Source organism: Flagellimonas hadalis (genome assembly GCF_007785775.2).
In the GTDB taxonomy this organism is placed as follows: Bacteria; Bacteroidota; Bacteroidia; order Flavobacteriales; family Flavobacteriaceae; genus Flagellimonas; species Flagellimonas hadalis.
On record NZ_VNIK02000005.1, the window covers coordinates 162,337 to 175,996 of the forward strand.

General features: G+C 48.8%; 1 protein-coding gene. It reads left to right on the forward strand.

Features of this window, described 5'->3' with window-relative positions; translation table 11 throughout:
• Positions 1-4 precede the first annotated feature (4 nt).
• The gene (locus FOT42_RS09705; RefSeq protein ID WP_151890374.1) at positions 5-13,654 is read left to right on the forward strand and encodes a T9SS type B sorting domain-containing protein; all 13,650 of its coding nucleotides are present in this window, start codon (positions 5-7) and stop codon (positions 13,652-13,654) included.
• The last annotated feature ends 6 nt before the right edge of the window (positions 13,655-13,660 follow it).

Here is a 13,660-nt window from a genome sequence, read left to right on the forward strand (position 1 = left end):
ACATATGGTAAAACTTCTACTCAAATGGTGCTTTGTCACCTCTGTCTTGCTATGCTCATTTTCCGGTATCTCACAGGTTAAAAACAACTTCGATGTCCGTTACGAAAACAGGATCAAGGGAGACCTTACCTTTATCGCGAACAACATCGTCAACCGAGACACCAACGGCACAGATCCCGAAGACCCCTATAACACAACAGGTTCAAGCTCATCATATAATGATGACCTCAACATGCAATATATCGACATTGATGGGGATGCTTCGACATTCAGTTCGAGCAGTGCCACCTTGTCCATTCCCGACCCGACTTGTTCCAGGATACGCTATGCCGGTCTGTATTGGTCGGCAGTATATACGAGCAGTGCCCGTAGTGATTTCAACCAAGTAAAATTCAGGGTGCCAGGTGGGTCTTATCTGGACTTGACCGCTGATGAAATTCTCTTTGATGGCTACAATGATTCCGATTTTGGCTATTACGCCCCCTATGCCTGCTATAAAGATGTGACCTCCATACTTGCGGGGCTTGCCAATCCCGATGGTGACTACTTTGTGGCCAATGTAAGGGCCAGTTCCGGAAGTTCCATTCAAGGAGGTGTCTCTGGGGGATGGTCGTTGGTCGTGGTCTATGAAAACCCGACCCTTCCCGGTAAATTCATCACCACTTTTGATGGATATGCAGGTATCAAATCCGGAGAAACCGTTGATATCCCTGTTAGTGGTTTCACCACCTTGCCCGCACCTTTTCCGGTAAGGGCCAAATTAGGCGTGGCAACATTGGAAGGGGACAACAGAATTACTGGGGACCAATTGGCCATTAGGGCAGATAGTAACGCTTCATTCACCACGTTGTCCAACACGGCCAATCCCGCCACAAATTTCTTTAACAGTAACATTACCATTGAAGGCACTATCATCAACACTCGTAACCCAAATAGTGTCAACACATTAGGATGGGACGTTGACCTCTTTACCATACCCAACCCCAACCAAGCCGTCATTCCGAATGGAGAGACCGGGGCCACTCTGAGGGCCTCTTCTACCCAAGATAAATACGATATCTTCTTCACCTCGATGGATGTGGAGATCATTGAACCAAAGATCAACCTTGCCAAAACGGTAGAGGATATTGCTGGAAACGATATTACCGGGCAGGGTGTCCACCTTGGACAATACCTCGATTACGTGCTTTCCTTTGAGAATGTGGGGAACGATGACGCCATAAACTATACCATTAGGGACGTACTGCCCATCAACGTTACCTTGGATGAAAGCAGCATTGTGATGCCGACCGGTGCCACCTACACCTTTGATCCTGCCACAAGAACGGTAATTTTTAGCATCCCGGACAACCTTGTTGAAGAAGGGGACCCCTTAGCTGTGATCCGGATGCGGGTTCGGGTGGCGGAAAACTGTTTTGACTTTATCGATGCCTGTACGGACATCATCCAAAACCTCGCCTATTCCACCTACCAGGGAGAGATCAATACAGCGCCGATTACGGATGACCCCAGTGTCTATGACTTTGATGGTTGCGGCTTTGGATCTCCAGGGGCCACCAACTTTTTGTTGGACGACCTCAGCGCCTGTAACTTCAGCCGAACCGTACAGCTTTGTGGGGAAAATGTGCTTTTGGATGCCGGGGACAATTTTGACAATTATATCTGGTACAGGGATGTGAACGGAAACGGCCAAATAGACGTGGGCGTTGATACCGTCATCACCGATGCCGATTCTGATAACGACCCGAGCACCATGTTGGTGACCGAAGTGGGAACGTATATCGTTGACAAACAGGTGGCCGACCCTTGTAAGGATTTTGAGGAAACCATCGTAGTGGAACTGTTCGGGGCTACCCAGAGCAACCCCATTACTGCACTGATCAACGATACATCCAATTCCATAGACGGCGACATCCTTATCTGTCCCAATGACGGTAGTGAACTGCCTGAAATCTTCCTGTGCGGACTGAACGACACCGAACTCATCCAAGTGAACATACCCGATGCGCAGAGCATCGTTTGGGAACAATTGGACGAGACCAGCTGTGGTGCCGCAGTCGATGGGTGCGCCAACACAAATGCCACCTGTACCTGGAACAACGTGGATACCGGGAACGACTTCCTGGCCTCCAATGCCGGACAATACCGTTTGGTCATCAATTACCAAAATGGTTGTTTCAGCAGGTTCTATTTCAACATCTATAAAAACCCGCTCAACCCGCAGTACACTTCCAGGGACATCATTTGCGATACTGAAGGAAACATTACGGTGACCAATATGCCCTTAAACTATGAGTACCAATTGGTAAATCAGACCACGGGCACTATTTTGGTTCCTTACCAATCCAACCCAAGCTTTGATATTGCCAACAATGGTGCCTACAGGGTGGAAATGAGACAGCAAGGCGTGACCGATGGTTGTGTCTTTGTGCTGGACAATATCGGGATCTTGGAAAGGGACTTTCAAGTGGAGGTCACCACAGAGGATACGGACTGTAATGGATTGGGCGAAATTGCCATCTCCATTCTCAATGTAGAGCCACAGTACTATTATTCCATCTCCCAAGGAGGGGTGGAAGTGGACGATTTTGGTCCATCCACGGACAACAACTATACCTTTGAAAACCTCAATGCCGGAGTATATGACGTTGCCATTTCAACAGATGATGGTTGCGTTTACACAGAGCAGGTGACCATAAACGACGTGACCGACCTGGATGTAAATGCCCTGACCACAAAAAACATTGATTGTACCGATGGAATAATTACGGTGACCGCTACGGGAGGGTTTCCAAACCCAGATTATTCCTATGCCATTTGGAGTTATAACGGAACCGACCTTTATACGGACGTAGCCGATATTCCTGCAAGTGCTTTTCAGGTAACCAACGAATTTTACTTTACCAATGGCCAAGAAGGAGTTTATGAATTTGTAGTGATCGACGGTAACAACTGTCCTGCATTCTCCAATGCGGCAACCATCGAAGTTGCCCCTGCCGTTGCCTATACCACATCCCTTACCGATGAGACTTGCTTTGGTTCGAACAACGGTTCGTTTTCAGTACAGGTCACCAGTTCAAACGGCTACAGCCTGTCCTTCACCCTCACGCACCCCGACACTTCTACCACAACAAATACCTCCGGAACATTTACGGGGTTGTCACAAGGGGACTATTCATTGACAATCACACAGACCTCCGGGGCCGATTCCTGCGATTTTGAAGAAACCTTCACCATAAATGGTCCCACTGAAATTAGTGCAGAAGTTGAGCTGTACCAGCCCTACACCTGTTTGCAACTTGGTGCGGTCAGGGCGTTCAATGTCCAGGGAGGAACCGCCCCCTACCAATACAGTATTGATGGCGTGACCTTTGTTCCGGACAGTGCCACCTTGGGTGAGGAAATCTTTTCCAACCTTACCGATGGAACCTACACGGTGACCATAAGGGATGACAACGGATGTACCTTTGTTACGGATCCTGTGACCATAGCGCCGCTAGATCCTCCAACAGACATCAACTTTACGTCCACAGACCCCAATTGTCCATCCTTTACTTCGGATGTCACCTTGAGTGTTACGGGCGGAACTCCAAACTTTGTATATGAGATCATCGCTCCCGCAGGAAGCGTGGTGAACAATGGAAACAATGCCACCTTTGCCGGTTTGGCCCCCGACACCTATTTGTTCCGGGTAACGGACAGTACTGGGTGCGTCTATGAGGAAACCTATACCATTGCCCCTGTTTCTGAAATTTCAGTGAGCGGACAACTCATCCGAAACATTACTTGTATTGGTGAAGAAGATGGTGAAATCAGATACATCGTAAGCAATTTCAACACCGATTACAACTATACCGTAACAGGTCCTGATACGTTCTCTGGAACGGCACAGACCAATGGCACCATTCCGTTCACAGGTTTGGCCGAGGGAACATACACCATTACGGTGACCGACAACCTTACCAACTGTACCGATACGGCCTCTGTTACCGTTGCGGCACCACCAGCTGCCATTACAGCTCCCGCTACAGTGACCCAACCAACCTGTCTTGCCGATGGTTCAGTGACCATCGCGGCTTCGGGCGGATGGGGAAGTTATACCTATGAAATTACTGCTGGGCCAGTGGGATACACCCTTCCAGCAGCACAGAACAACGGCCTGTTCTCCAACTTGGATATTGCGGGAGATTATGACTATGCCGTGACCGATGCCAATGGATGCGAGTTCACGGGTAGCTTCACATTGATCGAGGCCGTTGCCCCAGAATTGGAAATCGTTCCCAACGATATTTGTTATGACGATGCCACAGGGTTGACCCTGACCGCCAATGTAATTGCAGGCGGTGATGGAAATTACGAATACAGCCTGAATGGCGGTCCCTTCGTGTCCAGCAATGTGTTCACCGGTCTAGGGCCAGGTTCCCATACCATCAATGTAAGGGATGGTAACGACTGTACAGATTCGGCCTCCATTACCATTGACCCTGAACTCAGTGTGGTCGCTTCTGCACCCAACATTACGGCTTGTGCCACCGATACCGACATTACCATTTCTGCCGCTGGTGGGGACGGCAACTATGTCTATGCCGTTGTTGCTGATGGAGTAACTCCCGGAGCGGGTGATTTCTCCACCACCAACCCTGTTACCGTTACCGGTGCGGGCAATTATGATGTTTATGTAAGGGACAATGGAGGCGCTTCCGGATTTTGTGAGGCTGTTTACGAGATCACTATTGTACAAGACCCCGCATTGGCCATCACGCCCAACGTCACCGACGTAACGTGTTTTGGCGGTTCTGATGGAAGCATCACTCTGACGGCAATGGGAGGTGAGGCTCCTTATGTTTACAGCATCGACAATGGGGCAACCTATCAGCCTTTGAACACCTTTGTGAACCTATCGGCCGGAACTTATGACATCAGCATAAGGGATGCCAACAACTGTGTCGCGTCATCACAGGTTACCATTGCGCAGCCCGACGAAATCATTGCCGAGGCGACCATTACACAAGATTATACCTGTAACCAACTGGGAGAGATCACCGTGGGTAGCATTACCCCAACTTCCGGTGGTTCAGGAGATTACCAATACAGCATCAATGGTGGGGCTTGGACCCCATCAACTACGGGAGGAGCTGTTTTCACCGACTTGATGGATGGTACCTATAGCATTCGTGTCCGTGATGCCAATCAAATCGATTGTTCCATCACCTTGCCGAATGTCATCATTCCGCCGCTGCCGGTAGAACCCACATTGTCAACTACTTTTGTTTACAATTGTGATGGAACGGCCGATCTTACCGTACTTCCCAACGACCCGGGATACACCTATTCATTGGATGGGTCAACCCCGCAGTCCGGCAACCTATTTGCGGACGTTGCTCCTGGACTTCATACCATTGAGGTCAACTATGGAAGCGATTGTACCGTTCAAACCACAGTAAACATTGAGGCCGGACATGTCTTCGATGCTGCCATCACCACACATACGGATATCAGTTGTTTTGGTGCCGCAGATGGTTCCATCACTTTTGAAGTTGAAAACTTTGATTCGGGAACTGGATTTACTTATCAAGTGAACGGTGGAACCGTTTCAGCGCCCCAAACCACCAGTCCAATTACCATTTCAGGACTTACAGCGGGTGATTACGAAATTGTCCTCGTTGATCTACGAGATCCTGCTTGTTCCGTTACATTGAACCAAACACTGACACAACCTGATGCAATCGATGTTACAGCATCGGTGACCACAGAGCTTACCTGTACCAACGGTGGCGGTGTCATAACCGCAACTGCAACTGGCGGAACCCCTGCATATCAATACCAATTGGAAGACACTGTTGGTGGCGTGATCGTTGCCTATCAATCTTCTGGTATGTTCTCTGGACTTCCTGCTGGCGATTATGTCGTAAGGGCAAGGGACATCAATCTTTGTGAGGATGTTACAACGACCTTGACCATAACTCCTCCGGCCGATATCGACTTTGAAACAATTCCAACGGCTTGCTATAGTGGCAACAACGACGGAAGCATCGTGGTGAACGTGACCGATGGCAATGGCAACTACCAATTCAGCCTGAACGGTGGCGCATGGATGACCCCAACACCAACAAGTGGAACAACATATACTTTTGGAAATCTGGCCGCTGGAAGCTATACCATCAATGTGAGGGACGGGTATGGTTGTACAGGTGTTGTGGAAACCGTTACCATAAACCCTGCTTTGACCGCATCAGCTTTCCTAAATAGCGATTTGACCTGTTTGGACGATGCTGAAATTACCATAAGTGCCTCTGGAGGTTCCGGAACCTATACCTATGAATGGTCCAATGATGGCGGAGCTACATATAACGCTACTGGATTTACCGGAAACGTGTTCAACACCGACACCGATGGAACCTACATGTTCCGTGTGACGGATACCACAGCCCCAACGGCATGTATCGCTACCACAAATGCAATCATAGTGACACCGGCCACACCTCCGGTCATCACCGGTGTTACACCGACAGATATTCTTTGTTTTGGAGAAATTACAGGAGCTTTGGATGTCGTGATCGACACCTCTGTGGGTGTTCCTCCCTATACCATCAACGTTTTTGAAACCATTACCGCTACCGATTATGGTTCACAGACCACAGGACTTCCTGCCGGTTCGTATGAGGTGACCGTTACCGACAGCAAGGGGTGTGAATCCAATCCATTCCCTGTTGTTATCGCTCAACCTGATGCCATTACCTATACCACTACAAACGATCCTATTACCTGTGATGATGTGTCTGGAGTTACCAATCCTGGTTCCATCACTGTTTCGGGAGTTTCTGGAGGTACTGCGGAATACACTTTTATTCTGACTGCCAATAATGGGCTTGCACCACAAACCTATACCACCACTTCCGGGGCCAGGGACCATACCTTTACCGTTTTGGAATTTGGTATCTATCAAGTTGATGTGGTGGATGCCAACGGATGTACCTCCTATACTACAGAGATCATTGCATCTCCGCCAGATGACCTTGATATTGACGTAAGCACGGCCACTGTTGATTGTACTTCTGGAGGAACCGCCATCGTTTCCGTAAGTACTGCTGTGGGCAGTGGCAATTATCAATTTGCCATTCTGGAGACCTATTCAGCGCCGTATTCCTCTAGTTATGTGGGGCCAGATACCCCTGGAGGTAGCACCGCAACCTTTAACAATCTAACCCCGGGCATTACCTATACTTTCGTGGTGTTTGACAATGTGACCAACTGCTATTACTTTGAAGAGGCGGCGGCCCCCATCAACACACCTTCTTTGATGACGGCTACCTTGGATGCCGTGAACAACGTAAGCTGTACGGGAATGGACGATGGGAACATCTCGTTCACCTTTACAGGCTTTGATGCCTTGGCAACTGGTGTCACCTATGAAATTTTCAACAGACAGTCCAATGTTTCAACAGGCTTTTCAGCAACGGAATCGGTAAATCCACCCTCTTCTGTATCTGTGACCAATGTAGGCGTTCTTCCTCCAGGTGAGTATTATTTGTTGCTTACCGAAGTAGGTGGTCCCAACAACGGTTGTTCCGTAAACGGAGGGGAATTTACCATTCGCCAATCTGCCAATCCATTGGATTTGGATGTGGCAAGCCCACAGAACGATAACTGTAACCCCAATGCAGGTATCATCACAGCCACTGGAAGATATGGTACCGCTCCTTATGAGTACCAATATATATTGGCCTCTTCAGGTATAGTGCCAACAGCGGCATCTGCTGGCTGGACCAGCAGTACTTCTGCCAATGTGGAAGGAGGCGATTACATCGTCTATATAATGGATGCTTATGGTTGTATCACCCAAAAACCCATTACGGTCGCGGAAGACCCAAGCCCAGATATTTCGGTAGTTATTATCGATGAATGTGTGGAAGAAGGCCAGTTCCAAGTATTGATTACATTGGAGAACCCCTTAGTGGCGATGTCCCCATTCCAAATAAGTTTGAATGGGTCTGCATATCAGAACTTTACGTTCAATGGAAGCAATCAATACACCATTTCCGGTCTTAGTTCCGGAACGGGTCAGACCGTATCTGTCAGGGACTTGAACGGCTGTATCGATACTGAAACCTTTGCTATTTATCCTCCGCTTGAATTCAATGTGATCCAAACCGTTGCCTTGGATTGTGAGCCTGGTACTGCCGCTTACGGAGAATTTGAAATCGAAGTGCTTTCAGGCTCAGGAAACTACGAATACGAAATCAATGGTCCAGACCCATACGACGAAACAAGAACCGCTTTGGTGCTCGATGCATCCAATAAATTCACATGGGCCGGAGCCGGGGCCGCTGGTAGCTATGTAGTGATGGTTTATGATATTGGCACTACTACTCCAAATTGCTTCAAAACAATCACGGTGGATGTTCCCGATGCGCCACAGCCTTCATTTACATCAACGTTTACGGATGTTACCTGTAACGGTGCCGATGATGGAACCATTTCTGTGAGTGCGGTGGACAATGGAATAGGCCCTTATTCCTTTGAGATCATTGCCGCTTCCGGTGGATCTGCGAGTTTGCCCATTTTGCCCACATCAAGTACGAACACCACGGCGAACTTTACAGGACTTGAAGGTTCTGCCGCTGGAATTACATACACCATAGAGGTCACTGCAGCAAACGGATGTACCCACATCGAAACGCAAATGATCACCGAGCCAGATGCTATAGTGGTTCCTGTTGTCGATGTCGTGGATTTTGCCTGCGTTGCCGGAAACAATATGAACAATGCCACCGTTACCGTGGACACCGGTTCCATTACCGGCGGCAGCGGAAACTATGTACGCTATGAGTTCCGTGACAATGTAGGCGGCACTGTCCTACAAAATGGTCCCAACAATGTCTATATAGAAACCGATACGAACGGCAGGGACATACGGGTGTATGTCTATGACGAAAATGGTTGTTCCGGATATATGGACATCATAGTGGCTCCATTCGATGAGATCACCGATGCTGTGGCCGCTATCACCAACCCATTGAGCTGTACCCCAGGGATGGATGGTGAAATCACCATTACCGTTACCTCAACGGCCGGGGATCCGTCCCGTTTTGAATACAGTATCGACAATGGTACCTCATGGCAATCCTCCAATGTGTTTGGCGGCCTGGATGCCGGCACCTACAATTTCTTGGTACGCCATATCGATACCGGTTGTACGGTAGCAACGTCCGAAACCATCACCGACCCCAACACCTTCACTATTGATGTGGATGTGGTGAGCAATGTGGTCTGCTATGGAACCGCTAGCGGAGAAGTGACCTTTGAACTCTTGGATGCTACCTACGCTGGAGGGTTCAACTGGACCATTTACAATACAAACGGAACGCCGGTGAACACGGCAGATGATATCTTCGTGACCAGTGGTACCTCAGCTACTACCGGACCTACAGCTCCTATCGCCCTGCCAGCCGGAAGCTACTTGGTGGAAATTTCCCAAGATGCCTTCCCTGGATGTTCAAATGTGGAGACCTTCACCATTGCAGGGCCCTCTGCGGCCATTTCTGCCGATGTTTTGGTGACCGATATTACCTGTGATCCCGGAAACGATGGTGTCATCGAAATCTTTAATGTACAAGGTGGATGGGGCGGATATGCTTACTATGTGAGCACTACACCAAACCCTGACCCCAACAACATAGCCAATTATGTGTCCACCCGAAGGTTTGAAAACTTGGTGGCTGGCACCTATGAAGTCTGGGTCATCGATCAATACGGTTGTGCTTTGCGATTGTCCGATGTACCCTTGGCCGACCCGCTGCCCATTCAGGCTGCTCTACAGGTCAACAATGAAAACTGTACCGACCTACAAGGCGAAATTGAAGTGGTGGGCATTCCTGCGACCGATCCTGTATCCGGTGGTCAAGGAAGCAACTATATGTATCAATTGGTCAGAAACGGGGTCGATGTAGGTTCACCACAAACGAGCACCATTTTCTCCAATCTGGGCGCAGGTTCTTACGAGGTGGAAATCCTAGATCAGTGGGGATGTGATGCCACTGTCGGGCCTGTGGTCTTGAACCCGGCCATGAGTGCCACTGCGGCCGTAGTGAAACCCATCGATTGTTCCCCCGACCCGGGAGGACATATCACCGTAACCGTAACAGGTGGTTCCACCAATTTGGAATACAGCGTTACCTTCCCTATTTCGGGAACCGTGGTGACCAATAACGATGGTATTTTCACCAACCTGACCGAGGCGGGCGAATATGTATTCGTCATCACTGATTTGGCCACTACGACCCCATGTACCTACACGGTTACCCAAGAGTTGGATGCGCCTGTGGATCCCATCTTGTTGGATGCGACCATTCAACATGTGAGCTGTTTTGGAGGAAGTGATGGAAGTATTTCGGCCGTCATTGACCCCGCAACTGCCGTGAATCCGATCTATCGATATGAATTGATCGGTTTGTTCGGCGCTCCAAGCAGACCGCTTCAGGACCATCCGCTTTTCGAAAACCTACCTGCTGGGCAATATGAAGTACGCGTGGTTTCCGATAGAGGTTGTGAAGTCACCAAACCAGAGACCGTTACAGAGCCAGCCGAATTGACGGCTTCTGCATCAGCTCCTGATTTTGTCTGTACAGCCAATAATGTGGATGAGACCACCATAACCGTTACCGCAACTGGTGGTACTGCGCCTTATTTCTATAGTTTTGATGGCAATGGTTTCTCCTCAAATGCTACCTATGCTGTTGAGGACAACGGTACCGTTCAGACCATCAACTATATGGTAAGGGATGCCAATGGTTGTGAATATGCTGACAGTATTGTGATACAACCCATCAACACGTTTACGGTCACTGTTTCCCAAACCACGGCCATCAGCTGTGTGGATGCCGAAGAAGTGCTGTTGACCGTTGCCGATAATGGTGATCCAACCAATACCTATACGTTTACATTACTGCCCGTAGGAAATCCGTATGGGTCGGCTCCGACCATCTTGAGCAATACCTCTGCAAGCTTCCTATTGACCCATCCTGGAACCTATACCTTCAGGATCACGGACGATGCGACAGGTTGTTATGTGGATACCACTCCCTATGTCATCGCACCATACGACACTATTGATGTCGTGGCCGTGGCCACAGCCCCTGCCGTCTGTTTTGATGATGCCGGAACCCTTGAAATTAATGTGAGCGGATATGTAGGGGCATACAATTATGAGGTGTTCCGTGCAGATGGCACAACAACTGGGGTAACCGGAAGTGGCCATACGAACACAAACCCATTTGAGATTCCTGATCCAACTTCGGCTTTGGTTGGTGGTAATTACCGTGTTGAAGTTGAAGCTACAGAAGCTCCTTACTGTACGGCTATATCTGGTTCTGTGACCATTGAATCACCGAGCGCGGAGTTGGAGGTTGTTCCCCAGCAAGTGGCCAGCGTTACCTGTACCAATGACCAAGGGGAGATCCTCATTGCTCCAACGGGAGGCTATGCTCCTTATGACATCATATTGACAAACAATACCACTACCCAAACCTACACCATGAACGATGTGCCCAGTTACATTTTCACTGGCCTATCAGCAGGTGCATACGAAGTAAGGGTGATCGATAGCCAGGGTTGTGAGATCGTGGACAATTCATTGACATTGATGGAACCAGACCCAATAACAGCTACCATAGATGTCGCTCCGATAGACCTAATGTGCTACGGGGACAACAGTGGTTCCGTTTGGGTATCCTCTGTTTCCGGTGGTGAAGGTGTGTACCAGTATCAATTGAACATCTACGAAGATGACACTCCAGGGGCCAGCATTGAATTCACTTCTGGTACCCAAGGAAGCAATACGTTCAACGGATTGGGTGCTGGAACCTACAGCATCACCGTTACCGATGGATGGAACTGTGGTGTGGAAACACCAAGAGTGACCATCAACGAACCTACAGAAGTAATGGCCTCCTTGGTGCAAGTAAGTGGAATGACCTGTATCGATGATGCAGAGATTCTATTGACCGCATTTGGAGGTACCGCACCTTACCAATACAGCGTCGATGGTATTACCTTCTTCAATATGGATGGGGGAGACACCCATATGTTCCCTGTTGGGGTTGGCGTATACCAGTACTATGTTATTGATGCCAACGGTTGTGAGGCCCTTATTTCCAACCAAGTGAGCATAGACCCTGTTCCAGAACTTACATTGACCATTGACGATTCCGCGGCCATGATCAATTGTATGGGTGAAGCGTCGGCTACCATTATTGCACGTGCAACAGGTGGTCTGGGCAATTACAGCTATGAACTGTTCAGCGATGCCGCATTGTCCAATTTGGTCGCCGGACCACAGCCAAACGGTACCTTTAACGGGCTTGTCGCCGGAAATTACTATGTAAGGGTCACCAGCGAAGATTGTGTTGAGGTATCACCGGTGATCAACATTATTGATCCGGCTCCGTTGCAGGTAGATCGTGCAGAATCTACCGATGTGACCTGTTCGGGCATGGAAGATGGTACCATCACCGTGGAAGTTTCTGGAGGAACAGGCGAGATCTTGTATGCGATTTCACCCAACTTGAACCAGTTTGATGCCGAAAACACCTTTACCGATCTTGCGCCAGGCATTTACGATGTCATTGCCCAAGACGTAAACGGATGTTTCATCACCTTCCAATTTGAAATAGGGCAGCCTGAACCCATTCAGGCAGAAGCCATCAACATCATGCACGAAGTGTGCTATAACAGTGCCGATGGTTCTTTCGAGCTTCAGGTTTCAGGAGGTATTGCCCCTTATAAAACAGCCTTGAACTCCAATGCCGATGCTGATTTTGTACAAGATCAGTTCTTGTTCCAAAACCTAACGGCCGGAACCCATGCGGTATTCATCCGGGATGCCCAAGGTTGCGATACGTATGTGATCGTGGAGATAGAGCCTGGTGTGAACCTAGCGGCCACGGTGACCCCGATGTATGAGTGTGTGGGCAATATCCCCAACAATTTCTTGGAGATTGTGTTCGAGGATCCATCCGTTTCAGCAGATGTCATGTATGCCCTGGACTCTACGGACCCCGCAGATATGCAATTGACTGCTGACTTTACCAACATGTTGCCCGGCGACCATTATGTCACCATTGCACATGCAAATGGATGTATGACCACCCATGATTTCACCATCGAGGGCTACGAACCGCTTACTTTGGTTTTGGAGAACAATACCATCAACCAGATCACAGCGATAGCCGAAGGGGGTGTTGAGGAATATACGTTCTATTTCAACGATATCAACAATGGATCGGATAATACCTTCTATATCAACAGAACAGGTATCTATACCGTAACTGTTGTCGATCAGAATGGTTGTGAGGCAATTGCTGAAATCTATATGGAGTTTATGGACATCGAGTTTCCCAACTTCTTTACCCCAGATGGCGACGGCCTCAATGATAAGTGGATTCCCGACAATATTGAAGGGTTCCCAGAAGTACTAATTAAGATTTACGATCGTTATGGTAGGGTAGTGGAAGAGATGACCCGTGATACCCAAGGATGGGATGGCGATTATGATAGCAAGCCATTGCCCACAGGAGATTACTGGTATGTGGTTCGCCTTAAAGGAGGGGCAGACCAAAGGGAATTCGTGGGCCACTTTACATTATATCGACAATAACATTTA

Excerpts from the sequence above, each read along its gene's own strand:
- FOT42_RS09705 (WP_151890374.1), top strand. The coding sequence starts at position 5 with ATGGTAAAACTTCTACTCAAATGGTGCTTTGTCACCTCTGTCTTGCTA.